Origin of the sequence: Rhizobium sp. AB2/73 (genome assembly GCF_020871915.1) — a bacterium.
Lineage (GTDB): Bacteria > Pseudomonadota > Alphaproteobacteria > Rhizobiales > Rhizobiaceae > Rhizobium > Rhizobium dioscoreae.
Genome location: NZ_CP067071.1, coordinates 1 through 23,940, shown reverse-complemented (window position 1 = coordinate 23,940; position 23,940 = coordinate 1). Strand labels below are relative to the sequence as shown.

Genomic DNA, 23,940 nt, shown 5'->3' with positions numbered 1-23,940 from the left:
CCGCTCTATCTCTTTGTTGTCTCGCAATTCCGGACGGAAAACCGCTACGCACTTTTCCTGGAATTACTCTACATTCGTCAGCTGGCGAAGCGACCGGCATCCGCGCCGTAATAATTCACGTAGCGATTGGAGATACTGGCGATCGGCAGGACGATCAGAACGTCCGTCGTGTTGAAGGCCTGATCGACCACGGCGGTCGAGCCGACCATGGCGCCCAGGCGCAGATAACCCTTGATCAAGGGCGGCAGCGACATCAGCGCCTTCTTCGGATTGACGGCCTCGACCGGCATCAGATCCATGTTGCGTGCCAGCGATGGCAGTGCACCGACGGCCCATTCGTCCTTGGCGAGAACATTGTGATAGAGGAAGGAAAGCGCCAGCGCATGCTGCTCCGGCAGAATGCCCGGAAAGGATGCGCAACCGAACATGGCGCCCATGCCATGCTTCAGCGCATAGGCCCAATTGCCCTGCCAGAGCAGTTCCACCGTACGCTTGTTGCGGTAATCCGGCAGCACGCAGGAACGGCCGAGCTCCATGAAGCGCTTATCGGGATGACGGGCGAGCAGTGCATCGATGTCGAATTCCGATGAGGAATAGAAGCCGCCATTGGCCATGGCCACTTCCTGGCGCAGCAGGCGATAGGTGCCGACGATCTGGTCTTCCGGATCGCCCTCAAGCGAGCGGTCCAGCACCAGAAGATGGTCGCAAACGTCGTCCCAGCTGTCGACATCACGCTGACGACGCATGGCGTCAGCCGGCAGTTGCGCGTTCATCTCCTCGACGAAAACGCGGTAGCGGACGGCCTGAGCGGCATCGATTTCGCGCGCCGTGCGGGCAAGGCGCGTTTCGAGATTTCCGATGCGTCCGAGCACATCGCTGGCAACCGGCTCAACCGTTGCCTTTGAAGACTGAACCATTTCGCCCTGAGCTTCGCGATTCAAAATTTCGATGGACATGGCGATTCTCCCCCTGCGGGCCGATATAGCGCCATAAACCAAATTCGTGCGACAGGAAAGTGACACGCAGCTTGGCTAAAAGCAAGAACCGTGCCCGTTGCAATTTTTCGAATGGACGCGCCGTCCCCAACTTAGCGATGACAATTGCCATAAGTTGAGCCATGTCAACGGCCGCTATCAAGCATTGATGAGCCGGCTTTGCAATTTTCATCCGCAGATCGCGGATGATTTCTAGGCGCGTTCGAAGACCGATCTCGACAAGCCGCGTAGCGCGGCCGTCAGCTTTTCGGGATCAACCGGCTTGACGATGACGGCATCAGCCCCGGCCAGCAGTGCCTGGCGACGGATCGAATCGCGGCTGTCCGCGGTCAGCACTATAATCGGAAGCGGCGGCAGGCCATGCCTGCGCTCATGAGCGCGCAATTGCGCAAGCACAGCCGCGCCCGTACCGCCCGGCATGTTGAAATCCGTCACCAGCACCTCCGGCCGCGCTTCGCCGTCTCCGGTGCGGGCTCGAAGACCGTCGAAATCCTCGACGAGGCGAACCCTATGGCCAGCCTTGGAGAGCATGGCCCGAACCAGCATCGCATTGACCGGGTCATCCTCGCCCAGCAGGATATCGAGCGCGCGATCCTCCGTCTCGGGCGTCGTTATGCCGATCTCCGAGACGGCCTCGATCAAGGCTTCGCGCTTTTCCATGCCGCGCATGCGGCCTCTCAGCACATCGATCAGCGACTGTTCGCGCAGCGGGCGGATGAGCCAGGCGTCGAAAAGGTCGAGCGGATGAGTGTTGCGCTCCTCGGGATTGACCAGGAAGATCTTGCGCAATCTCGGCACCGCAAGCACATTTCCTTCGCTGAAGTACCATGGGGCCATGCGATGGTCGACGATGAGATCCGTCCAGACCCCGCCCTCGCCCATCGGAAACGAAGGCAGCAGGTCATCCATGTCGTCCGGGCCGATCAGACGGCAATGGCCGCCAAGGGTCTGGATGGTTCGCATGATGGCCGTGCTTGCCGCCCCTTCGGGAGCCAGCAGCAGGATACGGGATCCCCTGAGCATGGTGTTGCGCCGATCGTATCCGTCTTCGCCGGCAATCAGGCCGACCGGGAAGGAGATGACGAATTCGCTGCCCTCGCCGCGCTCGCTGGCAACGCTGAGCCCGCCGCCGAATTCGCGCAGGATGCGGGCGGAGATTGCAAGGCCAAGGCCAGTGCCGGCGCTTCTTTCCACCGTGGTGCCGGCCTGCTCGAATTCGCCGAAGACGCGGGCCTGTTCTTCCTCGGTCATGCCGGGACCGCTATCGCGCACCGATATCGTCAAATCCCGCCCGTTGAGGTCGACACTGACAAGAACACCGCCGGTCTGGGTGAACTTCACCGCATTGCCGATGACGTTGAACAGGATCTGGCGCAAACGGGCAGGATCGAATTCCATGCTCTCGGGAACATCGGCCGCAACGCTCGCGGCAATTTCGATGCCCTTCTCATGGGCTCGATGCGCAAGCATCTCGATGACGCCTTCGAGCAGCGGCCGCAAAGCCTCCGTGCGCGGATGCAACTGGAAGCGACCGACTTCGATCGTGGAGAAATCAAGGAGATCTTCGACCAGCTGCACCAGCGCGTGACCCGACTGACGAATGCCCGTCAGGTAATTTGCCTGTTCCAGGGTCAGCGGCGTCTGGGCAAGCAGATGGTTCATGCCGAGAATGCCCGACAGCGGCGTGCGGATCTCATGGCTGACGGTGGCGAGCAGCCGCGATTTGGCGGCACTGTTGTATTCGGCCTTCAGCCGCGCATCTTCGCGCAGGCGAGCTGCCTGCCGCTCCTCCGTCACGTCGCGCGCGATGCTCTGTATGCATAATTGCCCGGTCGTCGCATCGCGGAACATGACGTCGTACCAGGCGAAAATGCGCCGCCCCTCGGGGGTTGCGATTTCCGCATCCTGATGCTTCGCATCGGTGACTGCTCGGAATACCAGGCCAGCTTCTTCCAGCGTCAGGCCTTCGGGGTGCGACCTTCCGGTCAATCTGCTGAAGGTGGCGTTGGCGTGCAGAATCCGGCGGTCGATGCTGCGCGTGACCGCGATGTCGCCAAGCGCATCGTGGATGGTGGCAAGGAGATTAGCGCTTTCCCTGTGCTCCCACAGGCGATCATGCTCGCTCTCGCTGGCATCGGCAGCGGCAATCTCGGGCTCGCGCGCCGCGCCTCGCGCTGTGACGATGCCGACGGCTGCCAGCGCAAGGACTGCGAGGCCAAGAAAGCCTAAAAGCACCAGAGGACCTCCGGCGAAGCCGATCGCAAGAAAGGCGACCCCGGCCACAAGACCGCCACCATTCAGCCAATGGCTTTGCAGCCACCAGGCTTGCGCAGGCGGCGCCGAGTGCCGGCCTGCCTCACGCGGCACGGTCGATTTTGCAAGCGACGACTCGTTGGCGGCCGACCCTTCGATCGGTCCCGTTTGGTCGTGAACAGCCGCCGCCGCAAGCTTTTCCTGCAAATCTGCCAGAGTGCTCATGCAGTCTGGCTAACATGGGTATTCTTCCCGATGCCTTCAGGGATTCGCTAGAATTTTAAACTTTTGCCTTTTTCGGCATTAGAAGCTCGTCGAGAATGACGCAGCCTGCCCCGACAGTGATGAAACTGTCGGCAAGATTGAAAACGGCGAAAGACCATGTCTGCGTATGAAACAGGATATAGTCGATCACGTGACCGTAGAGAAAGCGATCGAGCAGATTGCCGAGCGCGCCGGCAATGATCAGGGCGAAGCCCATATGCGCGAGCCAGCGATGATCGGGCGTGCGCCGCCAGAGCCACAGCACGAAGGCGACGATGACAAGGCGCATCCCGACGATGAACCAGCCATCCATGCCTGAAAGCATCGAAAAGGCCACGCCGAGATTATAGGTGCGATAGAGCGCCAGCATCGGAATGACCGGGACCATCTCCTGTAGCGGCAGCCAATGATCCACCATGATCTTGATAGCCTGGTCGAAAATGACCGCAACCACGATGAAGATCAGGATCGGCAGGGGCCGTGAAAACAGGGCCGGCTTTGCAGTCGGCTGTTCGTGGGTCTCGCTATCGGTCATCGGGTCTCGCTCAAGGTCAGGATATGGCGGCGGGCTTCAAACAGCATGACTGCCGTCGCGACCGCCAGATTGAGGCTGTCGGCACGGCCGGCCTGCGGGATACGGGCGAGCGCATCGGCCTCTTTCGCCAGGGCATCCGGCAAGCCGGACTGCTCGTTACCCATCAGGATGACGACGGGCTTCTTCCTGTAATCGATGGTGCGGTAATCGACCGCGCCCGCCAGATGGGTGGCGACGACAGCGACACCGGCCGTCTTCTTCCAGATCAGAAACTCTTCCGGTGTCGCCTTGACGACGGGAACGGCGAAGACCGAGCCCATGGTGGCCCGCACGGTTTCCAGCGAAAACGGATCGGTCGTTTCGCCGACGAGGATGACACCGGAAGCGCCGGCCGCATCGGCGGTGCGGATGATGGTGCCGAGATTGCCGGGATCGCGCACGCGATCGAGCGCCACCCAGGTCTCGCCCGCCTTCGGCTTGACGTCGCGAAGCGGCCGCCAGCGCTGCTCGAAGACGCCGACCACCATCTGCGGATTGTCGCGACGTGTGATGGAGCCGATGACCTTTTCACTGACCTCGAGCACCAGCCCACCGGCGGCGACCGTCTTGGCGGCGACCTGTTCGACGAGAGGCTTGCCCTTTGCGGCCTTGGCGTAAACAAGCGTGCGGATCGTCCAGCCGAGCTCGAGCGCATCGATGACGAGCTTCAGTCCTTCGGCCAGGAAGGCGCCGCTTTCCTCGCGAGACTTCTTGACCGTCAGCGCCTTGATATCCTTGACGATCGGATTGGCAAGCGAGGTAACCTCTTTGACCTGTCCGACCTTGCGCGGGCCGTCACTACGAAAATCCTGGTTCATTTCGGCACCCAGCGGCTGAAGAGAGAGGTGGAAAGCGCCCTGCCCGGCGTGCGGCCATCGAGGCCGGCCTCACGGATGACGAGTTCGCCGGATTCGACGACGCCGCCAGCGCCGCGCATGGTCTCGCGCATCAGCTCATGGATCGAGTAGAAGCTGGCGCGGATCGAATAGGCCGTGAGCACCAGGCCGAGCGCCTTCGGCGACAGGATCTCGCGGCAGATATCGAGCATCAGCGGCAAGTGTTCGAAGAGATGCCAGACCTCGCCGTTCGGGCCGCGGCCGAACTTCGGCGGGTCGGTGAGAATGATGTCGTATTTGTTGCCGCGCCGCTCCTCGCGCAGGATGAACTTCATCGCATCCTCGCAGATCCAGCGGATCGGCATTTTTTCCATGCGGCCCAAAGCCTGGTTTTCGCGCGCCCAGCCGATCGCCTTCTTCGAAGCGTCGACATGAGTCACTTCAGCCCCGGCAGCCGCCGCCACCAGGGAGGCGACGCCGGTGTAGCCGAATAGATTCAGGACCTTCAGTGGCCGTTGCGCCGCCTCGACCTGCTCCTTCATCCATGCCCAGTGCACGATCTGCTCCGGGAAGACGCCGACATGGCGAAATGCGGTGAAGCGGCCAAGAAAATCGACGCCGAGCAATTGCAGCGGCCATGTCTCGCCGAGCGCCTCGCGCGGAAAACGCCAGCGGCCCATGCCGTCCTCATCGGTATCACCGGTGAAGATCGCATCGGCATTGTCCCATGTATGCGCGGCAAGCGACGGCGGCCACAGCGCCTGTGCCTCAGGCCGGACTATGCGGTAGGGACCGTATTGCTCGAGCTTGAGGCCATTGCCGCTGTCGATCAGGTGGAAATCACCGGCACCGAGCGATTCCAGGATAACCGGCACGCGCTCCTGCGGACGCTCACCGGTTCGGGCGATCAGCGGGCGTTCCGGCGCGGCGGCGGCAGGTACTGCAGAACGCGGCTCGGCAACACGCTCGCCATGATCGCGCGAAGGCTTGGCATCACGCAAAGGCTTGGCTGGCCTTGAAGCATGCGCGGGCTTTGCCGGCGGCTTGCCGGGCATGTCACGCCGGGGTTTTGCCCCAAGGCCGCCCGCGCTTTTCTGGCCGGGCCGGCTTTCCCTATGTTTCACCATGCTTGTCTCAAAATTGATATGTGCGTGCAAATAGCATCTGGCCGCCACTTGGCAAAGCGCTTTCCAATCTGCGATGATCCATGCACAAAATGTCACATTGGGAGGATTGTGCATGGACATGACCGGCGAGGAACGGATCGCAGCACCCAGAGATGCCGTTTGGGCTGCACTGAACAATTCCGAAATCCTCAAACAATGCATTCCCGGCTGTCAAAGCCTCGACTGGATCTCCCCGACGGAGCTGACGGCAACCGTCAAGCTGAAGATCGGCCCCGTTTCGGCTTCCTTCAACGGCGAGGTCAAGCTTTCCAACATCAATGCGCCGGAAAGCTATACGATCTCGGGAGAAGGAAAGGGCGGCATTGCCGGCTTTGCCAAGGGCGGCGCGGACGTCATACTGAAGGAAGACGGCAACGAGACCATTCTGCAATATGAGGCGAAGGCGCAGGTCGGCGGCAAGATCGCGCAGCTTGGCTCCCGCCTGGTCGATTCCAGCGCCAAGAAGCTGGCGCAGCAGTTTTTCGCCGATTTCACCGCGGCGATCAACGGTCAGTCCGGCGCCTGATTGCCAGCGGAATATTTCGGCCCCATATAGTCGATCATGAGATCGAAATTCGAGACCTGGGCCGTCCGGCCCGCCCGCGAACAGGATATGCAGCAGCTTGCGGAGATCTATCTCCGTGTCCGTCGCGAAACGTTCCTATGGGTCGATCCCGATCGCTTTACACTGGAGGACTTCGCCACTCATACGAATGGCGAGCGTCTGTTCGTTTGCGAAGACGGGCATGGCACCATCGCCGGCTTCGCCGCGATTTGGGAGCCGGACGACTTCATCCACATGCTCTATATCCTGCCGGCTTTCCAGGGCCGCGGTGCCGGCACGGCGTTGCTTGCCGCATTGCCGGATTGGCCAAGACGCCGCTATCGGCTGAAATGCCTGGTCAAAAACATCCGCGCAATGGCGTTCTATAAAATGCTTGGCTTCGAGATCATTGGCGATGGCGCCTCGCCCGAAGGTGATTATAAAGAGATGCGGCTCGCCGACGTCACGTCACTTTGACGGCAGCTGCCCGGCGATTTCTTCGGCGCGCGTGCGATGCTTATCGGCTTCGGCCTGCCAGCGTACCGCTTCCCGCGATTGATTGCGGGCACGTTTGCGATGCTTTCCCTGATTGAACCAGGTGACCGCGGCCCCGACGATCATACCGAGGATCAGCGCCACAAATAGCAAAACGAACAGGGGCGCATTCAGCGACAGCACCTGATCTTCCGGTCGGAACGGATTGAGGGCCAATGTCACGGATTGCCTGTTGGCGACGCAGAATATGATGAGGATGATGCCGAGCGGCAGCAATATCAGCAGATTGACGATCTTTTTGGCCATTGCGCAGCTCCTTTGTCCGCGGCCATGGATGTCCCGCACCCAAGCCGCCTTCAGCCGCAGAATAGAAAAGAGGCGGCTGAATTCAAGTGCCACCGCGTCGCGGCACAATCATGTCCGACAACTATTTCCGTCGGCGCATTTGGGGAAACTCGACCGGAATGGCCCGATCAGTTGTCGTCTTCCTCGTCGTCGCCGGCGCCCGGATTCAGGCGCTCACGCAATTCCTTGCCGGTCTTGAAGAAGGGAACCCATTTTTCTTCGACGAAGACCGTATCGCCGGTGCGCGGGTTGCGACCGGAGCGTGAAGGCCGGTTCTTGACGGAAAAAGCACCGAAGCCGCGAAGCTCAACCCGGTTTCCCGCTGCGAGCGCATCGGTGATCTCATCCAAGACAGCATTGACGATATTTTCGACGTCGCGGTGATAGAGATGCGGGTTGCGGGCGGCAACAATCTGCACCAGTTCCGACTTGATCACAGCTATCCCCTTAAATCATTGATTTATCAATTGGCTGCACCCTGCCAAACAGAAAGCAGGCCGTCAAGAAACAACTTATCGGTCATGATTTTCTGGAGACTCTCTCCTTTGATAAAATCATCATAACCGAGACGATTTAGCAACCAGGAAGCGGCACCCGGCCAAAAGAAGGACGAAGTTTTGTCTTCCGGCTTCCAATCGACGATCGGCAGGTCCTTCTTGACCTTTCGCGTTTCGAGATAGGCGAGGATTTCGTCCTCGCCGCCGAGTGTGTCAATCAGCTTGTTCTGAAGCGCCTGGCGGCCGGTGAAGATGCTGCCGTCGGCAAGCTTCAGCACTTCGTCGCGCGACAGCTTGCGGCGATCCGCCACCAGATCGACGAACCAGCCATAGCTATCCATGACCATGCTGCGGATCATGTTCTTGGCGTCTTCGCTGGCAGGATGGAAGGGCGACGGTTCGGCCTTCAGCGGTGCCGACTTGATCTCATCGAGCGAAACGCCGACCTTGTCGAGCAGGTCCTTGACCTGCGGATACTGGAAGATGACGCCGATCGAGCCGGTAATGGAGGTATCGCCCGCAACGATATCATCTCCGGCTGTCGCGATCATGTAGCCGGCCGAGGCAGCGACGGTGCGGATGTCCGATACGACCGGCTTCTTGGCGGCGACGGCGCGGATTGCCTTGAAGATGCGTTCGCCGCCATAGGTCGTTCCGCCGGTCGAAGAGATCGACACGATCAGCGCCTTGACCTGATCATTGTCGCGGATCTTCTTCAGCCGCTCCAGCAGCTCCGGATCATCCTGGATGAGCCCGGAAATCTTGACGCGGGCGATCTGCGGGCCGCGCGCGTCCGGCAGGTCGGCCGAAACAAAGCGATAAAACGCAAAACCCAATGCCACAAGGAGCAAAACGGCAACAATGCGCCAGAAACCGACCTTGCGGCGCAATTGTCGCCGATCCGCGATTGCAGAACTGTCCATCACGCCTTATTTCTCCCTGCAACAAATTGAAAGCGCCACAAACCGGATGTATGACACCTTGAAACGGGCACAATCCTTAGAGAAAAGCGTTTCCCGTTTTCGATGTCGTCGACGGGACGCCGCTCTGCTGGTTCATGAGATAGGACATCGCCCGACCCGATGAAACCGGCTTATGGTATATTTTTCTGCTAAAATTCGCCTACAGCAGGAAAAAATCCATATTGGCAAGCCAGTGCAATAATGCGAAACGATCCGATAGGCTTTTTGGCACAGCCTCGCATAGCGTGAATGCGGTTCTCCGGATCATAAAAGACGGACCTGTTGCATGCTCAATACGATCGAGCCCCCCGGCGAGGCAATACGCTCGGTGCCGGAACGGAACGCGTACAAAGACGCGATTTTCCATTCTAACCGCGTAAAGCGGCTCAGGGTGCTGCTGCCGCTTGCCGCCATCATCATCTCACTCCTTTTTATTGCCGTCTCCGTCATCCGCGCCTATCTGCCGGCAAACATCCAGATCGAGGGCGCCAAGATCGAGGATGGCAAGGTCGTCATGGAACGCCCCGCCATTGCCGGGCGCAACAAGGATGGTATCAACTACTCGCTGCTTGCCGAAAAAGCGCTTCAGGATATCAAGAATCCCAACATGATCACGCTCAAGACCATCAAGGCATCAATGCCGGTCAATACCGACGTGATCGCCCATGTTACCGCCGCGAGCGCGGATTTCGACCGCCAGGCCGATACACTGAAGCTGACCGAGCCCTTTACCATCCTGATGGACAACGGGCTGCACGCCGAGTTCAAGACCGCCTTCCTGGATGTGAAGAAGGGGGACCTTTCCAGCCAGGACGAGGTTGCTATCACCCGCGGTGGTATGTCGGTTGTTGCGCGTTCGCTCAAGATGACGGATAAGGGGAGCGTAATCGAATTCGACGGGCAGGTTCGGATGAACATCGAACCTGCCGCTCTCCATAATTCAAATAGCCAACAGAAGCCGGGCGGTTCATGATAAAGTATTGGCCTAATTCAATTTTCAATTCCGGCGTGCGCAAGGCCGGCCTTCTCTGTGCTTTTGGCGCAGTCGCCTTCTTTGCGGCCGCAAACGCCGGCGCGCAGTCGACGACCAGCTCGATGCCGGGTCTTGCCCTCTCCAAGGATCAACCGATCCAGATCGAAAGCGACAAGCTCGAGATCCATGACCAGGAGAGCCAGGCGGTCTTCACCGGCAATGTCAAGGTGGTCCAGGGCACCACGACCATGCAGGCCGGCAAGATGACGGTCTTCTACAAGAAGAAGCAGGCGGGAGATGCCAAGCAGCCCGACAATCCGGTTGCCAAGGCTGCCAAGGAGCAGAACCAGTCGCTCGTGTCGGGCGATGCCAACATCGACCACATTCTGGTCACCGACAAGGTCTACCTCGTTTCCGGAACGCAGACGGCGACGGCGGAGGACGGCTCCTTCGACATGGCCAACCAGCTTGCGATCCTCAAGGGCAAAAAGGTGGTTCTGACCGACGGACCGAATGTTTTCACAGGCTGCCAGCTCACCGTGCATATGGCGACGGGTGAAGCACAGCTGGATTCCTGTGGCGGTCGCGTCCAGATTCAGCTCGACCCGAAGTCGCAGCAAGTGCAGCAACAACAACAAAAGAAAAACTGATACCGGCCCCCTCGTGACGACATCGACCACTTCCACCTTGCCCGGCGTGCCCGGGCCGTCTTCTGCGGCATCGAGCGCACCGGCCGCGGACAAGGCACGCTATAAGGGCACGCTGATCGCCCGTGGCCTCACCAAGACCTACCGGACGCGACGTGTCGTCAACGGTGTTTCGCTGGTGGTGCGCCGCGGCGAGGCAGTCGGACTGCTGGGGCCGAACGGCGCCGGCAAGACCACGTGCTTCTACATGATCACCGGACTGGTGCCGGTCGATGAAGGCACGATCGAGATCGACGGCAACAATGTTACCTCGATGCCGATGTATCGCCGGGCGCGGCTCGGTGTCGGCTACCTGCCGCAGGAAGCCTCGATCTTCCGCGGCCTGACCGTGGAAGAAAACATCCGCGCCGTGCTTGAGGTCCATGAAAAGGACAAGACGAAGCGGGAGCGCAAGATCGACGAATTGCTGGAGGAATTCCACATTCGCAATCTGCGCAGCGTGCCGGCGATCGCGCTTTCGGGCGGCGAGCGGCGGCGCCTGGAAATCGCCCGCGCGCTGGCCACCGATCCGACCTTCATGCTGCTCGACGAACCTTTTGCCGGTGTCGACCCGATTTCGGTCGCCGACATTCAGAACCTCGTGCATCACCTGACGGCGCGCGGCATCGGCGTGTTGATCACGGACCACAATGTGCGCGAGACGCTCGGCCTGATCGACCGCGCGTATATCATTCATGCGGGTGAAGTCCTGACCCATGGTAGGGCGAACGACATCGTCAGCAATCCTGAAGTACGCAAGCTGTATCTGGGTGACAATTTCAGCCTCTGATAGGCTGAAATTGCGTCCTCCCATCCGCCAATATTAGCGAATGCTACCGCGTGCCGGAAATTTACTTCGGCTTCACAGTTCCGCTTGACCAAATCCAATAAAAAAGCAATTTTTGGGCCAGTTGGAATTTCGCGAGAATTTTAGTGAAAAGAGGCGCGGATTCCCGAGGAGTTCAAGGGGAGTCCCGCGTCCGCCATGGCACTATCGGCCAATCTTTTCCTGCGCCAAAGCCAGAGCCTGGTGATGACACCGCAACTGATGCAATCCATCCAGTTGCTGCAGATGACGCATTTCGAGCTCACGCAGTTCATCGCACAGGAAGTCGAAAAGAACCCGCTGCTGGAATTTGCGTCAAATGACGAGGATATAGGCAGCGGCGGCGATCGCGGCGCCGGGGACGAACGCTTCGAGACCATGGAAGAAGCCCATGGCGAGGATGGCTCCGAACGCAATGCCGGCGATCTTGCGAGCGATTGGTACGAGAGCGACAATACCGGCAACGCCCACCGGCTAAGCGACGAGCTCGACACGAATTTCAGTGACGTCTTTCCCGATGACGGCAACCCGCAGCGCGCCGATGCGCCGGAGCTGCTCAGCCAGTGGAAGTCCATGCCTGGCGGCGATGCCGGTGAAGGCTACGACCTGGACGATTTCGTCGCAGGCCAGGTGTCGCTGCGCGATCATCTCAACGAACAGATTCCCTTCTCGCTTCCCGCCATGGGCGACCGGCTGATCGCCCAGCATCTCGTCGACCAGCTCGACGACTGTGGCTATCTGCGTGGGGAACTCAGTGAGACGGCCGAACGCCTTGGTGCGACGCTTGCCGACGTCGAGCGCGTGCTGGAGGCCCTGCAGCAACTCGATCCGCCCGGCGTCTTTGCCCGCTCCCTCAGCGAATGCTTGGCAATCCAGCTCCGGCAGAAGGATCGCTTCGATCCCGCCATGGAGCGGTTGATCGAGAATCTCGAGCTGCTTGCCCGGCGCGATTTCGCCACGCTGAAGCGGCTCTGCGGCGTCGATGAGGAAGACCTGCTCGACATGATGGCGGAAATCCGCCAGCTCAACCCGAAGCCCGGCAGCGGTTTCGAAACAGACATATCGGAGGCGATCATGCCCGATATCGTCGTGCGACCCTCCGCGGACGGAAGCTGGCTGGTGGAGCTCAATCCCGATGCGCTGCCGCGGGTATTGGTGAGCCAGTCCTATTTCGCCTCCGTCTCCAAGACCAGCCAGGACCATGCCTTTCTGTCGGAATGCCTGCAGAATGCCAACTGGTTGACCCGCAGCTTGGACCAGCGCGCCAAGACGATCATGAAGGTGGCAAGCGAGATCGTGCGGCAACAGGACGCGTTCCTGCTGCATGGCGTCGACCATCTGCGGCCGCTAAACCTGAAAACCGTGGCGGATGCCATCAAGATGCATGAATCGACGGTCAGCCGCGTGACCTCGAACAAGTACATGCTGACGCCACGCGGGCTGTTCGAGCTCAAATATTTCTTCACGGTCTCGATCGCCGCCGTCGAGGGCGGAGACAGCCATTCTGCAGAGGCCGTGCGCCACAAGATCCGTCTACTGATCTCGAACGAGAGCCCGGATGCGGTCCTCTCCGACGACGATATCGTCGATACGCTGAAGAAGGGCGGGATAGAGCTTGCTCGCCGCACGGTTGCAAAGTACCGGGAAGCCATGAACATCCCCTCCTCCGTGCAACGGCGCCGGGAGAAGCGGGCTCTAGCCAAAGTTTCCGGTTTCTGACAGGCGGCACCTCTCAACCCAAGGCTGCCGAACTCCTAACAGTCCGTTAAGATGCAGTTGACTTTCGTATGAGGCAGGGCTAGAAGCCCGCCGCAATCGCTGCAGGACAGCACGACCATGAAACTTATCCCCACCATCCAAAAGGCGGTCGATATACGCAATTTGCCTTTGACTGCGTGAAGTGCTTGGATGAGCTTGAGGCTTGGCGTAAACTGATACGCGCAATAACCACTACAAGAAGGGAAACTCCATGAGTGTGCGTGTCTCCGGTAAACATATGGAAATTGGCGACTCCTTCCGTCAGCGGATCGAGGACCAGATCGGTATGGCCGTGACCAAATACTTCGACGGGGGGTATTCGGGTCAGGTAACTGTGCAGAAGTCCAGTTCGCGTTTTGCGGCCGATTGCAAGCTTCACCTCGACAGCGGTGTCGTATTGCATGCTGCCGGCGAAGCCATGGACCCGCAGCTTGCTTTCGACGCTGCGTCCGAGCGCATCGAAAAGCGCCTGCGTCGTTACAAGCGCAAACTCAAGGACCATCAGGCAGGCAATCACGTGAACGGTCAGGCGGAAGTCGCCTATACCGTCATGGACGGCATTCCCGATGACGACGAGGAGATCCCTGCCGACTTCGCGCCGGCAATCGTCGCAGAGAGCACGAAGCAGCTGAAAACCATGTCGGTGGCGACCGCCGTGATGGCGCTCGATATGACCGACGAACCACTGCTGCTCTTCCGCAGCCCGGGCAACGAACACTTGAACATCGTCTATCGCCGTCAGGACGGCAACATTGGCTGGATCGACGCAGCCAATATCAAAGGCTGAGAATAGAAGATAAGCGGCGGCTGCGCATCATCGCAGCTGGCCGCCGCTTGCCCGTCATCGGTTCTCGGCGACACGAAGGATAAAGAGAATGGCATTGGCAGATTTGCTACAGCAAGATGCGATCATCCCCGCCTTGAAGGCAAATTCCAAAAAACAACTGCTTCAGGAGCTGGCCGCCAAAGCTTCCAAGCTCACCGGACTGCCCGAGCGCGAAATCTTCGACGTCGTGCTGCAGCGCGAGCGCCTCGGCTCCACCGGCGTCGGCAACGGTATCGCCATTCCCCACGGCAAGCTTTCCAGCATCAAATCCATCGCCGGCATTTTCGCGCGCCTTGAAGCGCCTGTCGATTTCGAGGCGCTGGACGACCAGCCCGTCGATCTCGTCTTCCTGCTGCTCGCACCCGAAGGTGCCGGCGCAGACCACCTGAAGGCGCTCTCGCGCATTGCCCGCGTTCTGCGGGACCAGGATCTCGTCGCGAAGCTCCGTGCCACCGATTCCGCCTCCGCCATCTACGCCTTCCTCAACGAGGAGCAGGCATCCAACGCTGCCTGACAGCTGGATTGCATCGGACCAAGGCAAAAATAAGAGCCGGATGATCTAACATCATCCGGCTCTTTCTTTTTCGCTATCGCTCTGAAAGATCAGGCGTCTTTCTCATCCAGCGGGCTGTTGGCGCCCTGCTCGGCATTTTCCACGATCTTCGGGCCACCCTTGGCGACGCCGACCATGGCCGGGCGCAGAACGCGATCGCCGATGACGAAGCCGGCCTGCACCACCTGGACGACCGTGTTGTTCGGCACTTCAGGGTTCGGCACTTCGAACATGGCTTGATGGAAATTGGGATCGAACTTCTGTCCGATGGGCTCGAGCTGGCGCACGCCGTGACGCTCGAGGGCCGAGAGCATGGAACGCTCGGTCATCTCTACACCTTCGATCAGCGTCTTCAGGCCGGCATCGGCGCCATCACGGGCGTCGGCCGGAATGGCATCCAGCGTGCGGCGCAGGTTGTCGGCCACCGAGAGCATGTCGCGGGCAAAACTTGCCACGGAATAGGACTTTGCATCCTTCACGTCGCGCTCGGTGCGGCGACGGAGGTTGTCCATCTCGGCAGCGAGGCGAAGGTAGCGATCACGCAGTTCGCCGTTCTCGGCCTTCAGCAGCTCAACCGGATCTGGCTGAGACGGCTCGGCCGCATCAACGGTTTCCGCTGCATCCTGCGCGAAATCCGCTGACGTGTCAGCCGCCGTGGCGTCAGGTCCGGTTTTTGTTGTTTCGTCGGTCATGACGGTCTCCGAATTGCTTGGTCTTTGGATGTGCCCGATATCGAGGTTTGGCTGGAAAAAATCAAGGCTTTGTCGAGAAGAACAGCCAAATCCTGGCTTTGCGGCGGCGGCAATACGGCCCGCCGCTCCCGGACGCTGTTCAAGACGTCGACTGTTCAGGCCTCCTTCCCGGTGGTATGCTGAAGTGCATCTCAGCACAGCGTGAGGTGACATCAATGTCTAATGGCAAATCCCTTTCAGGCAAGTGTTTCTGTGGCGCGGTGGGAATCGCAGTCGATGGCGAGCCAATGGCGATGGGTTACTGTCATTGCGAGTCCTGTCGGGAATGGTCGGCAGGGCCGGTCAATGCCTTCTCGCTCTGGCCGCCGGAAGCCGTCCACATCACCAAGGGCGCGGACAAGATCGGCAGCTATCAGAAAACCGAGAAGAGCGTGCGCAAGTGGTGCACGGTCTGCGGCGGCCATCTTTTGACCGAGCATCCGCCATGGGGCGTTACGGACGTCTATGCGGCAGTCCTTCCCGACCTCGATTTTCAGCCTGTCATGCATGTCAACTACGAGACGACGGTGCTGCATCTGAGAGACGGGCTGCCAAAGCAGAAGGACTTTCCAGCCGAGATGGGCGGATCTGGAACCTTGCTTCCCGATTGACCGCAGCAGCTAAATCCGCTCCTCAGATTCCAGGCCGCGACAGCCGCGATATCAGTTGGGCGGTATAATCGACCATGGGCACGATGCGCGCGTAATTCAGCCGCGTCGGGCCGATGACGCCGACGGCACCGACGATGCGATCGTCCTCGTCGCGATAGGGTGCAACGATCAGCGAGGAGCCGGACAGTGAGAAGAGCTTGTTTTCCGAGCCGATGAAGATGCGCACGCCCGGCCCGCTTTCGGCAAGATTGAGGATCTCGATGAGGCTGTCCTTCTTTTCGAGATCATCGAAGAGGAGGCGCAGGCGATCCAGATCCTCCGCGCCCCCGATTTCAGCGAGCAGGTTGGAGTGGCCGCGCACGATGAGTTGTGTCGGCTTGCCGTCGTCATCGCCACCGGACCATACGGCAATACCGCGCTCGACCAGCTGATGCGACAGGCTGTCCAGCTCCTGGCGCACGCTTTCCTTAAGGCTCTGCAACTGCCGCCGCAATTCCGGCATCGTCTGCCCGGTCATATGGGCGTTGAGGAAGTTGGCGGCCTCCGTCAGCTGCGACGAGGTCGTGCCGGCCGGCAGCTCGATGATGCGGTTTTCCACTTGATCGTGCTCGCCCACGAGCACGGCGAGCGCCTTGGTCGGCTCCAGCCGGATAAATTCCACATGCTTGAGAACGGGATCGCTCTTGGAGGTAATGACGAGCCCGGCACCGCGCGAAATGCCCGACAGCACCCGGCTTGCTTCCGACATCATCGATTCCACCGGCTGGTCACGATTGCCGCCGCGCACCTGCCGATCGATATTGGCGCGGTCCTCGGCGGAGAGATCGCCGACCTGCATGAAGGCATCGACGAAGAAGCGCAGACCGACCTGAGTCGGCAAGCGCCCGGCGCTCACATGCGGCGAATAGATGAGTCCCAGCTCCTCCAGATCGCTCATGACATTGCGCACGGAGGCCGGCGACAGCGACATGGGCAGCAGGCGTGAAAGATTGCGCGAGCCCAGCGGCTCGCCATTTTCCAGATAGCCTTCGACGATGCGGCGGAAGATTTCCTTGGAGCGTTCGTCCAGTGCAGCAATGACATCCGAGACCGACGATGTCGTGAATACCATTTCGCTGTCAGATCCATTCCGTTGAGCCTTGGGCAAAATATAATCATTCAGTTAGCAATGGCAAAAGGGAAAAATGTCGCCACGGCTGCCGGGCAGCTTTACGGCCTGCTTTTCCTTTGCAAAAGCGGCCTGCGGGTCGTAGAAGCGGTCAACGAACATTCAGGAGAGTGGAATGCGGCCTTCAGGCAGAAAAACCGACCAGATGCGCAAGGTGTCGTTCGAGCGCAATTTTTCCAAGCATGCGGAAGGCTCCTGCCTGGTGAAATTCGGCGATACGCATGTGCTCTGCACGGCAAGCCTGGAAGACAAGACGCCGCCATGGCTGCGCAACAGCGGCAAGGGCTGGGTCACGGCCGAATACGGCATGTTGCCGCGCGCAACCGGCGAGCGCATGAAGCGCGAAGCCGCCGCCGGCAAGCAGGGCGGCCGCACGCAGGAAATCCAGCGCCTCATCGGCCGTTCGCTGCGCGCCGTTGTCGACCTCAAGGAATTGGGCGAGCGCCAGATCACCGTCGACTGCGACGTCATCCAGGCCGATGGCGGCACGCGCACGGCCTCGATCACCGGCGGCTGGATCGCGCTCTATGACTGCCTGAAGTGGATGGAAAGCCGCAACATGGTCAAGGTCGAGCGCGTGCTGAAGGATCACATCGCCGCTATCTCCTGCGGTATCTTTGCCGACCAGCCTGTCATCGATCTCGACTATCTCGAGGATTCCTCGGCTGAGACCGACGCCAATTTCGTCATGACCGGCAAGGGCGGCATCGTCGAGATCCAGGGAACGGCTGAGGGCACCCCCTTCAGCGAAGAGGAATTTGCCACGCTGATGCACCTCGCCAAGACCGGCATCGCCGAACTGGTGGAGCTGCAGAAGCAGGCCATCGCCTGAGGATATCTTGAATGGCTGACCCGGCCCTCGCAGGTGTTCTTGAAACTGCCCTCTATGCAGACGATCTCGATGCCGTCGAAGCCTTTTATGGCGGCATACTCGGATTGGAGAAGATATCGCGAGGCGGCAACCGTCATGTCTTCTATCGCTGCGGGCCGGGTGTGCTCCTGATCTTCAACAGCGAGGAAACGGCCAAGCCGCACGAACCGGGCGCCCTGCCCGTGCCGCCGCATGGGACCAAGGGTCATGGTCACGTTTGCTTCCGTGTCGATGGCAACGACATCGAAGCGATGGCCGAGAGGCTGAAGGCTGCCGGTGTCGATATCGAAGCCGATTTTCACTGGCCGAATGGCGGCCGTTCGATCTATTTCCGCGATCCGGCCGGCAACAGCCTGGAATGCGCCGAACCCCGCATCTGGGGCCTATGACGGGACAGCACATGCGCAAGCTCGATACTAAGACTATCGTCGTCGCCAGCCACAATGCCGGCAAGATCCAGGAAATCCGCGATCTGATCGGACCGCTCGGCTTTACGGCCAAATCCGCCGCCGATCTCAACTTCATCGAACCGGAAGAAACGGGCACGACCTTCGAGGAAAATGCGAAGATCAAGGCATTGGCCTCCGCCAATGCGTCCGGCCTGCCGGCACTCTCGGACGATTCCGGTCTGGTTATCGATGCGCTTGGCGGCGATCCCGGCGTCTATACGGCCAATTGGGCGGAGACGGCTGACGGGACGCGTGACTTCGCCATGGCCATGCGGAAGGTCGAGACCGCCCTGGAGAAGGCCGGCGCCATCACGCCGGAAAGCCGCACGGCCCGCTTCGTCAGCGTGCTGTGCCTTGCCTGGCCCGATGGACATACCGAGCTTTTCCGCGGCGAAGTGGAAGGCACAGTCGTCTGGCCGCCGCGCGGCAGCCAGGGCTTCGGCTACGACCCGGTCTTCCAGCCCAAGGGCTACGAGACCACATTCGGCGAAATGAGCGCCGAGCAGAAGCATGGCTGGAAGCCCGGCGACGAGCAGGCGCTGTCGCACCGCGCCCGCGCCTTCAAGATCTTTGTCGAAACCTGTCTGGAGGCGTAAGCTAATCCCGTGGAAATCGTGGACACACAAGATCTGATGCACGGGGCGCAATTGCTGCCCGATACCGGCGAACCCGGTTTCGGCGTCTATGTGCATTGGCCCTTTTGCGCGGCCAAGTGTCCCTATTGCGATTTCAACAGCCATGTCCGTCATCAGCCTGTTGATCAGGAGCGCTTCGCCGCCGCCTTTCTGAAGGAAATGGCGACGATGCGCATGATCAGCGGCCCGAAGACAGTGACAAGCGTCTTCCTCGGCGGCGGCACGCCTTCGCTGATGAAGCCGGAAACGGTGGGTGCGGTGCTCGATGGCATTGCCAGGACATGGCATGTGCCTGACGGCATCGAGATCACCATGGAAGCCAATCCTTCGAGCGTCGAGGCCGAGCGCTTTCGTGGCTATCGCGCCGCCGGGGTCAATCGTGTGTCGATGGGCGTGCAGGCGCTGAACGACCGCGACCTGAAATTCCTCGGACGTCTGCACGATGTCGCCGATGCGCTGAAGGCGATCAGGCTGGCGCGCGAGATTTTCCCGCGCATGTCCTTCGATCTCATCTATGCCCGACCGAACCAGACTGTCGAGGAATGGGAGCGCGAGCTGAAGGAGGCAATCTCCTACGCGGTCGATCACCTCTCGCTCTACCAGCTGACGATCGAGGAGGGCACGCCCTTCTACGGCCTGCACAGGGCCGGAAAGCTGATCGTGCCCGATGGCGATCAATCGGCGCTGCTCTACGAGGCGACCCAGGAGATCACCGAGCGCGAGGGCATGCCGGCCTATGAGGTTTCCAATCACGCGCGCCCCGGCGCCGAGAGCCGGCACAATCTCACCTACTGGCGCTATGGCGACTATGCCGGCATTGGCCCCGGCGCTCACGGCCGCCTGACAAGAGGCCCGCAGAAGCTGGCGACGGCGACCGAGCGCAAGCCCGAGAGCTGGCTCGAGATGGTCGAGCGCGACGGCCACGGCATGGTCGACCAGGAAATGCTTGGCTTCGACGAACAGGCCGACGAATTGCTGCTGATGGGCCTGCGACTGCGGGAGGGCGTCGATCTCGCCCGCTGGCAGCAGCTTTCCGGCCGCGATCCCGACCCGCAGCGCGAGGCGTTTTTACTGGAACACGGTTTCATAGAGCGGATCGGCAATTCCCGCCTGCGCTGCACGCCGGCGGGAATGCTGGTGCTCGATTCCGTGGTCGCCGATCTGGCTTGTTAGCACCTCCCTCTTGAGGGGGAGGTCGCCGCGAAGCGGCGGGTGGGGGTGACTGCTGAAGATCAATTCAAGCTTCGGTTCTTGCCGAGATCACCCCACCCCGGCACTAGGTGCCGACCCTCCCCCTCAAGGGCAGGGTAAGTAAGCGTCCATCGATTGCCGCCAGACCCACCGCGATCAGTGCCATGCCGATGAAATGTTTCGGCTGCAGGCTTTCGCCGAGAATGAGCGCGCCGAGCAGAATGGCGCTGACGGGGATCAGGAAAGTCACCAGCATCAGGTTGGTGGCGCCGGCCGTCGCCAGGACGCGGAAGAACAGCATATAGGCGATGGCGGTCGACAGGATGGCCAGGCCTAAAAGCGCCAGCCAGGCTTCGGTCGAAGGCATTATCAGCGTCCAGGGGCGATCGACGAAGAGCGCGATCGGCAGCAGCAGGATGGCGGAACCCGTGACCTGACCTGCAGCAGGAATGATGGGTGCCAGCCCCATGCGACGGAAGCGGCGGCCGAATATGCCGGCGAGCGAATAGCTGAAGGCGGCACCCAGCACGGCAAGCTGCGCCAGCACGTTGGAGCCAAGGCTTGCCAGCACCGACGGGCCGATCATCAGGGCCACGCCGACAAAGCCGAAGATGACGCCGATCAGGCGATTGCCGGTCATCTTCTCGTCCTCCGTCAGGAAATGGGCAACGACGACGGCAAAGAGCGGCGTGGTGGCATTGAGGATGGATGCGAGACCGCTGGCGATATGGGTCTGCCCCCAGACGATCAGCAGGAAGGGAATGACATTGTTGAGGAAGCCCATGCCGAAGAAGGCAAGCCAGGTCTTGCGATCTCTCGGCATGGCATGGCCGGTGGCGCGCACGATGACATGCAAGGCGACGGCGGCGAGCGCGACGCGCGCGGTAACGATGGTGAAAGGCGGCAATTCACGCACCAGAATGCCGTTGAACAGGAAGGAGCCGCCCCACAGGATGGATAGCCCCACCAGCATGCTCCATTCGACAGCGCCCATGGATTTCTGTGCCATCTGATCATCTCCCAGCATCAGCTGATTGAGTTTTACTTATTTGTTGTCAATCGTGACATGATTGCCAACCGCCGTAATTGCTGGAATAATCGCGCTATATGGAGGCTCTGGCAAACGAGTCTTTTTCAAATCATGGTTTAGCTGAGCTCAATCATCATGGATCAACTGCCATCCCTTTCGGCGCTGCGCGCCTTCGAGGCCTCCGCCCGGCATCTCAGCATGACGCTGGCTGCAAGCGAGCTGCATGTGACGCCAGGCGCCATCAGCCTGCAGATCCGCGACCTCGAAAGCACGCTCGGGGTACGGCTTTTCGAGCGGCGAGCCCGCAGCCTGGCGCTGACGAGTGAAGGCGCCGAATATTTCGCGACGATGCGAACGGCCTTCCGCCTCATCCGCGAGGCGACAGCGGCTTTGGCCATGCGCGCCAAGGATACGGTGCTGACGCTTACCTGCAGGGCCGGCTTTGCCACGCACTGGCTGGTACCGCGGCTGCGGCGCTTCGAAGAGGCCCATCCCGATATCGACCTGCGCATCAGCGCTTCCTATCGCATGATGGATTTCCAGCGGGATGGGATAGACATTGCCATCCGCCACGGCCTCGGCGGCTACGAGGGACTGGCAAGCGAGAGATTTCTCGATGATGAATATGTGCCGGTCTGCACGCTGGCAGCGGCGCTTGGCCCCTCTCCTGCGGTCGATGATCTGGCCGGCCTGACGCTGATCCACGATGTCTATCGGCGGGACTGGGAGCTCTGGCTGAAGGCGGTTGGTGCCACGCGGGTGGATGCCATGCACGGACCGGTCTTCACCGATGGCATGGGCGCTTATCACGCCATGAAGGCGGGCCTCGGCATAGCGCTGATGCGCCGGTCCTTCGTGGAGCAGGAGTTGCTTGACGGCACGCTCGTTGCGCCCTTCCCGACCGGATTTGCGAGCGCGCTTGCCTATCATCTCGTCTATCAGCCGGGTGCGCTGGAGAGGCCTGCCGTCGCGGCCCTGCGCGCCTGGCTATTTTCCGAGGTCTCGCGCACGACGCCGCCGGCGTAGAGATCGGCTTCGGATTTCCGGATGCCGGCGGCATCCGCACAGCGTGCAGTCGATGGATAAGCCCAAAGAAAACGGCCGGCGGTGAGGCCGGCCGTGAAACGCGGACGAATGCCGATCGTTCAGCTTACTCGTTGATGAGGCGCTTCAGCAGCTCGATCTCGTGCGACAGCTTGCTGTCGCCGGCGATCAGTTCCTCGATCTTGCGCACCGCATGCAGAACCGTGGTGTGATCGCGGCCACCGAAACGACGGCCGATTTCCGGGAAGGAACGCGGCGTCAGCGTCTTCGACAGATACATGGCGATCTGGCGCGGCTTGACGATGACGCGCGTGCGGCGGTTCGAAACCAGTTCCTGGCGCGACACATTGTAGTGGCGGGCGACGATGCGCTGGATATCCTCGATGCGAACGCGGCGCGGCTCGCCGGAGCCCACCAGATGCGCCAGCAGTTCGTCGACGCGCTCGACCGTCAGGTTCGGCTCGAAGGAGCGGCGGAAGATGAGCTGGTTGAAGGCTCCTTCCAGCTCGCGGCCGCTGGCGGTGACGTTGCGGGCGACATGAGAGAGGATCTCGGCCGGAATTTCCAGCGACGGATCATCCTGACGGGCAGCATCGAGACGACGCTTGAGGATTTCGAGGCGCATTTCATAGTCCGGTGCCTCGACTTCGATCGCTACGCCGCCCTGCAGGCGCGAGCGCACCCGCGGGTCGAGCGATTCCAGCTCCCAGGGAGCGCGATCGGCGGCGACGACGACCTGCTTGGCGCTGTCGAGCAGCATGTTCAAGAGGTGGCAGAACTCGTGCTGGATCATCTTGCCCTGTAGGAACTGCATGTCGTCGATGATGAGCAGGTCGATATTGCGCAGCGAGTCCTTCAGCGTCAGTGCGTCATTATCGCGGATAGCGGTTGCGAAGCGCCACATGAAGTATTCCGCGGTCAGATAGACGACACGCAGGCCGCGCGGGTTCTGCACGGCCGCATTGGCGATCGCCTGCAGAAGGTGGGTCTTGCCGAGGCCGACGGTCGCATGAACGAAGAGCGGATTGAAGCGCACGGCGCCGGAGCCAGCTTCGGCGATGGTCTTCGCAGCGGCCAGGCTAACACGGTTCGAGCTGCCCTCGACAAACGTATCGAAGGTAAAGCGGGAATCGAGCGGAGACCCGAAAAGCGGCGCACCCGCCGTTGCGGGCCGCGCAGCCGCAGCCGCGCTCACGGCCTGGGCGACGACCTGGCCCGCCGGCTGGGCGACGGCGCGACGGATCGGCGCGACAGCCGTTTGATCCGGCACCGCCGGCTGCTCATCGGCGCATGGCTTCGCGCCCTGCCGGGTCGCGGTGCGCACCAGAATTTCAACTTTGAGGATCTCGGCATCCTCAGCCTGGAACAGGCTGGTGATGAGATCGAGATAGCGATTGTTGATCCAGGACTTCAGAAATGTCGTCGGGACCGTGAGGCGAACGACGCTCTTCGATACCGAATGAAGCTTGAGCCGCGCAAACCAGCTGGCATAGACATCGGGTCCGACTTGAGCCTTCAAGCGCGCGCTGACGCGCTCGAACAAGTTACTTTGCGCCACGTCACCCTTTTCCCCCGCCGCTTCTAAGCAAACCGCACCGAACGCCTGCGCATTGTCCCCATTTTCCAACGCACCCGTCGCCCTTGTATGTATCTGCAT

26 protein-coding genes are annotated in these 23,940 nt (G+C 60.7%); 14 read left to right on the top strand and 12 right to left on the bottom strand.

Features of this window, described 5'->3' with window-relative positions; genetic code table 11:
* Positions 1-77: 77 nt before the first annotated feature.
* The 5 genes from I8E17_RS00130 to I8E17_RS00110 form a co-directional block, all read right to left on the bottom strand.
* On the bottom strand, positions 78-956 hold the full coding sequence (locus I8E17_RS00130; RefSeq protein WP_069611146.1) for a GNAT family N-acetyltransferase: 879 nt from the start codon (positions 954-956) through the stop codon (positions 78-80).
* Between the two features lie 231 nt (positions 957-1,187).
* Positions 1,188-3,473, bottom strand: coding sequence for a PAS domain-containing hybrid sensor histidine kinase/response regulator (locus I8E17_RS00125; RefSeq protein WP_113367251.1), 2,286 nt, complete (start codon positions 3,471-3,473; stop codon positions 1,188-1,190).
* 55 nt (positions 3,474-3,528) lie between these two features.
* Positions 3,529-4,047, bottom strand: a complete 519-nt coding sequence (gene lspA, locus I8E17_RS00120; RefSeq protein WP_113367250.1) for a signal peptidase II — start codon at positions 4,045-4,047, stop codon at positions 3,529-3,531.
* Positions 4,044-4,904, bottom strand: coding sequence for an RNA methyltransferase (locus I8E17_RS00115; RefSeq protein WP_113367249.1), 861 nt, complete (start codon positions 4,902-4,904; stop codon positions 4,044-4,046). Before I8E17_RS00115 ends, lspA begins: the two co-directional genes overlap by 4 nt.
* Positions 4,901-5,977: a class I SAM-dependent methyltransferase gene (locus I8E17_RS00110; protein ID WP_229002134.1), complete on the bottom strand. Its 1,077-nt coding sequence runs from the start codon at positions 5,975-5,977 to the stop codon at positions 4,901-4,903. Before I8E17_RS00110 ends, I8E17_RS00115 begins: the two co-directional genes overlap by 4 nt.
* A gap of 184 nt (positions 5,978-6,161) precedes the next feature.
* On the opposite strand from I8E17_RS00110, the gene I8E17_RS00105 reads away from it, so the two are divergent.
* Entirely contained in the window at positions 6,162-6,614 is a 453-nt protein-coding gene (locus tag I8E17_RS00105) for a carbon monoxide dehydrogenase subunit G (protein WP_069611141.1), read from the top strand.
* A 36-nt stretch (positions 6,615-6,650) separates the two neighbouring features.
* Positions 6,651-7,109 (top strand): GNAT family N-acetyltransferase, encoded by a 459-nt coding sequence (locus I8E17_RS00100; protein WP_069611140.1) that lies wholly within the window; start codon positions 6,651-6,653, stop codon positions 7,107-7,109.
* Here the strand turns inward: I8E17_RS00100 and I8E17_RS00095 are convergent.
* The 3 genes from I8E17_RS00095 to sppA form a co-directional block, all read right to left on the bottom strand.
* The gene (locus tag I8E17_RS00095; protein ID WP_069611376.1) at positions 7,101-7,433 is read right to left on the bottom strand and encodes a LapA family protein; all 333 of its coding nucleotides are present in this window, start codon (positions 7,431-7,433) and stop codon (positions 7,101-7,103) included. The genes I8E17_RS00100 and I8E17_RS00095 overlap by 9 nt on opposite strands.
* A 167-nt stretch (positions 7,434-7,600) precedes the next feature.
* On the bottom strand, positions 7,601-7,909 hold the full coding sequence (locus I8E17_RS00090) for an integration host factor subunit beta (RefSeq protein ID WP_015338608.1): 309 nt from the start codon (positions 7,907-7,909) through the stop codon (positions 7,601-7,603).
* A 26-nt stretch (positions 7,910-7,935) separates the two neighbouring features.
* Positions 7,936-8,892, bottom strand: coding sequence for a signal peptide peptidase SppA (gene sppA, locus I8E17_RS00085; protein ID WP_069611139.1), 957 nt, complete (start codon positions 8,890-8,892; stop codon positions 7,936-7,938).
* 325 nt (positions 8,893-9,217) lie between these two features.
* On the opposite strand from sppA, the gene lptC reads away from it, so the two are divergent.
* The 6 genes from lptC (at position 9,218) to ptsN (ending at position 14,514) form a co-directional block, all read left to right on the top strand.
* Entirely contained in the window at positions 9,218-9,904 is a 687-nt protein-coding gene (lptC, locus tag I8E17_RS00080) for an LPS export ABC transporter periplasmic protein LptC (RefSeq protein ID WP_069611138.1), read from the top strand.
* Complete coding sequence (locus I8E17_RS00075) at positions 9,901-10,554, top strand: LptA/OstA family protein (protein ID WP_069611137.1); 654 nt, start codon at positions 9,901-9,903, stop codon at positions 10,552-10,554. Before lptC ends, I8E17_RS00075 begins: the two co-directional genes overlap by 4 nt.
* 46 nt (positions 10,555-10,600) lie before the next feature.
* A complete protein-coding gene (gene lptB / locus I8E17_RS00070) occupies positions 10,601-11,380 on the top strand; it encodes an LPS export ABC transporter ATP-binding protein (RefSeq protein ID WP_176727986.1) in 780 nt (259 codons plus the stop codon).
* A 195-nt stretch (positions 11,381-11,575) separates the two neighbouring features.
* The gene (rpoN, locus tag I8E17_RS00065; RefSeq protein WP_069611136.1) at positions 11,576-13,135 is read left to right on the top strand and encodes an RNA polymerase factor sigma-54; all 1,560 of its coding nucleotides are present in this window, start codon (positions 11,576-11,578) and stop codon (positions 13,133-13,135) included.
* 250 nt (positions 13,136-13,385) lie between these two features.
* Entirely contained in the window at positions 13,386-13,961 is a 576-nt protein-coding gene (gene raiA, locus I8E17_RS00060) for a ribosome-associated translation inhibitor RaiA (RefSeq protein ID WP_069611135.1), read from the top strand.
* Between the two features lie 88 nt (positions 13,962-14,049).
* Entirely contained in the window at positions 14,050-14,514 is a 465-nt protein-coding gene (ptsN, locus tag I8E17_RS00055; RefSeq protein ID WP_069611134.1) for a PTS IIA-like nitrogen regulatory protein PtsN, read from the top strand.
* 89 nt (positions 14,515-14,603) lie between these two features.
* Here the strand turns inward: ptsN and grpE are convergent, their stop codons facing one another.
* Complete coding sequence (gene grpE / locus I8E17_RS00050) at positions 14,604-15,245, bottom strand: nucleotide exchange factor GrpE (protein ID WP_112722001.1); 642 nt, start codon at positions 15,243-15,245, stop codon at positions 14,604-14,606.
* Positions 15,246-15,460: 215 nt separating this feature from the next.
* On the opposite strand from grpE, the gene I8E17_RS00045 reads away from it, so the two are divergent.
* A complete protein-coding gene (locus tag I8E17_RS00045; protein WP_113367247.1) occupies positions 15,461-15,895 on the top strand; it encodes a GFA family protein in 435 nt (144 codons plus the stop codon).
* Positions 15,896-15,917: 22 nt separating this feature from the next.
* Here I8E17_RS00045 and hrcA read toward each other — a convergent pair whose 3' ends face one another.
* Complete coding sequence (gene hrcA, locus I8E17_RS00040) at positions 15,918-17,006, bottom strand: heat-inducible transcriptional repressor HrcA (protein WP_069611131.1); 1,089 nt, start codon at positions 17,004-17,006, stop codon at positions 15,918-15,920.
* 172 nt (positions 17,007-17,178) lie between these two features.
* Here hrcA and rph point away from each other — a divergent pair, with 172 nt between their 5' ends.
* The 4 genes from rph to hemW are packed head-to-tail and all read left to right on the top strand — an operon-like array spanning position 17,179 to position 20,191.
* On the top strand, positions 17,179-17,895 hold the full coding sequence (rph, locus tag I8E17_RS00035) for a ribonuclease PH (protein WP_113367246.1): 717 nt from the start codon (positions 17,179-17,181) through the stop codon (positions 17,893-17,895).
* Positions 17,896-17,906: 11 nt separating this feature from the next.
* The gene (locus tag I8E17_RS00030; protein WP_069611129.1) at positions 17,907-18,323 is read left to right on the top strand and encodes a VOC family protein; all 417 of its coding nucleotides are present in this window, start codon (positions 17,907-17,909) and stop codon (positions 18,321-18,323) included.
* Between the two features lie 11 nt (positions 18,324-18,334).
* On the top strand, positions 18,335-18,979 hold the full coding sequence (gene rdgB / locus I8E17_RS00025; RefSeq protein WP_069611374.1) for an RdgB/HAM1 family non-canonical purine NTP pyrophosphatase: 645 nt from the start codon (positions 18,335-18,337) through the stop codon (positions 18,977-18,979).
* A 36-nt stretch (positions 18,980-19,015) separates the two neighbouring features.
* The gene (gene hemW / locus I8E17_RS00020; protein ID WP_069611128.1) at positions 19,016-20,191 is read left to right on the top strand and encodes a radical SAM family heme chaperone HemW; all 1,176 of its coding nucleotides are present in this window, start codon (positions 19,016-19,018) and stop codon (positions 20,189-20,191) included.
* A 103-nt stretch (positions 20,192-20,294) separates the two neighbouring features.
* Here hemW and I8E17_RS00015 read toward each other — a convergent pair whose 3' ends face one another.
* Positions 20,295-21,218, bottom strand: coding sequence for a DMT family transporter (locus tag I8E17_RS00015; RefSeq protein ID WP_113380072.1), 924 nt, complete (start codon positions 21,216-21,218; stop codon positions 20,295-20,297).
* Between the two features lie 156 nt (positions 21,219-21,374).
* Between I8E17_RS00015 and gcvA the strand changes: the two genes are divergently transcribed.
* The gene (gcvA, locus tag I8E17_RS00010; protein ID WP_219511066.1) at positions 21,375-22,265 is read left to right on the top strand and encodes a transcriptional regulator GcvA; all 891 of its coding nucleotides are present in this window, start codon (positions 21,375-21,377) and stop codon (positions 22,263-22,265) included.
* 124 nt (positions 22,266-22,389) lie between these two features.
* Here gcvA and dnaA read toward each other — a convergent pair whose 3' ends face one another.
* Positions 22,390-23,940 (bottom strand): chromosomal replication initiator protein DnaA, encoded by a 1,551-nt coding sequence (gene dnaA / locus I8E17_RS00005; protein WP_069611125.1) that lies wholly within the window; start codon positions 23,938-23,940, stop codon positions 22,390-22,392.

Coding starts and splice junctions, on each gene's coding strand:
- I8E17_RS00115 (WP_113367249.1), bottom strand. CDS start 4,904: ATGAACCAGGATTTTCGTAGTGACGGCCCGCGCAAGGTCGGACAGGTC.
- I8E17_RS00125 (WP_113367251.1), bottom strand. CDS start 3,473: ATGAGCACTCTGGCAGATTTGCAGGAAAAGCTTGCGGCGGCGGCTGTT.
- I8E17_RS00095 (WP_069611376.1), bottom strand. CDS start 7,433: ATGGCCAAAAAGATCGTCAATCTGCTGATATTGCTGCCGCTCGGCATC.
- rph (WP_113367246.1), top strand. CDS start 17,179: ATGCGGCCTTCAGGCAGAAAAACCGACCAGATGCGCAAGGTGTCGTTC.
- raiA (WP_069611135.1), top strand. CDS start 13,386: ATGAGTGTGCGTGTCTCCGGTAAACATATGGAAATTGGCGACTCCTTC.
- ptsN (WP_069611134.1), top strand. CDS start 14,050: ATGGCATTGGCAGATTTGCTACAGCAAGATGCGATCATCCCCGCCTTG.
- lptC (WP_069611138.1), top strand. CDS start 9,218: ATGCTCAATACGATCGAGCCCCCCGGCGAGGCAATACGCTCGGTGCCG.
- sppA (WP_069611139.1), bottom strand. CDS start 8,892: ATGGACAGTTCTGCAATCGCGGATCGGCGACAATTGCGCCGCAAGGTC.
- I8E17_RS00100 (WP_069611140.1), top strand. CDS start 6,651: ATGAGATCGAAATTCGAGACCTGGGCCGTCCGGCCCGCCCGCGAACAG.
- lspA (WP_113367250.1), bottom strand. CDS start 4,047: ATGACCGATAGCGAGACCCACGAACAGCCGACTGCAAAGCCGGCCCTG.
- dnaA (WP_069611125.1), bottom strand. CDS start 23,940: ATGCAGATACATACAAGGGCGACGGGTGCGTTGGAAAATGGGGACAAT.
- I8E17_RS00130 (WP_069611146.1), bottom strand. CDS start 956: ATGTCCATCGAAATTTTGAATCGCGAAGCTCAGGGCGAAATGGTTCAG.
- gcvA (WP_219511066.1), top strand. CDS start 21,375: ATGGATCAACTGCCATCCCTTTCGGCGCTGCGCGCCTTCGAGGCCTCC.
- hemW (WP_069611128.1), top strand. CDS start 19,016: ATGCACGGGGCGCAATTGCTGCCCGATACCGGCGAACCCGGTTTCGGC.
- I8E17_RS00030 (WP_069611129.1), top strand. CDS start 17,907: ATGGCTGACCCGGCCCTCGCAGGTGTTCTTGAAACTGCCCTCTATGCA.
- I8E17_RS00045 (WP_113367247.1), top strand. CDS start 15,461: ATGTCTAATGGCAAATCCCTTTCAGGCAAGTGTTTCTGTGGCGCGGTG.
- rdgB (WP_069611374.1), top strand. CDS start 18,335: ATGCGCAAGCTCGATACTAAGACTATCGTCGTCGCCAGCCACAATGCC.
- hrcA (WP_069611131.1), bottom strand. CDS start 17,006: ATGGTATTCACGACATCGTCGGTCTCGGATGTCATTGCTGCACTGGAC.
- I8E17_RS00110 (WP_229002134.1), bottom strand. CDS start 5,977: ATGCCCGGCAAGCCGCCGGCAAAGCCCGCGCATGCTTCAAGGCCAGCC.
- I8E17_RS00015 (WP_113380072.1), bottom strand. CDS start 21,218: ATGGCACAGAAATCCATGGGCGCTGTCGAATGGAGCATGCTGGTGGGG.
- I8E17_RS00105 (WP_069611141.1), top strand. CDS start 6,162: ATGGACATGACCGGCGAGGAACGGATCGCAGCACCCAGAGATGCCGTT.
- grpE (WP_112722001.1), bottom strand. CDS start 15,245: ATGACCGACGAAACAACAAAAACCGGACCTGACGCCACGGCGGCTGAC.
- I8E17_RS00075 (WP_069611137.1), top strand. CDS start 9,901: ATGATAAAGTATTGGCCTAATTCAATTTTCAATTCCGGCGTGCGCAAG.
- rpoN (WP_069611136.1), top strand. CDS start 11,576: ATGGCACTATCGGCCAATCTTTTCCTGCGCCAAAGCCAGAGCCTGGTG.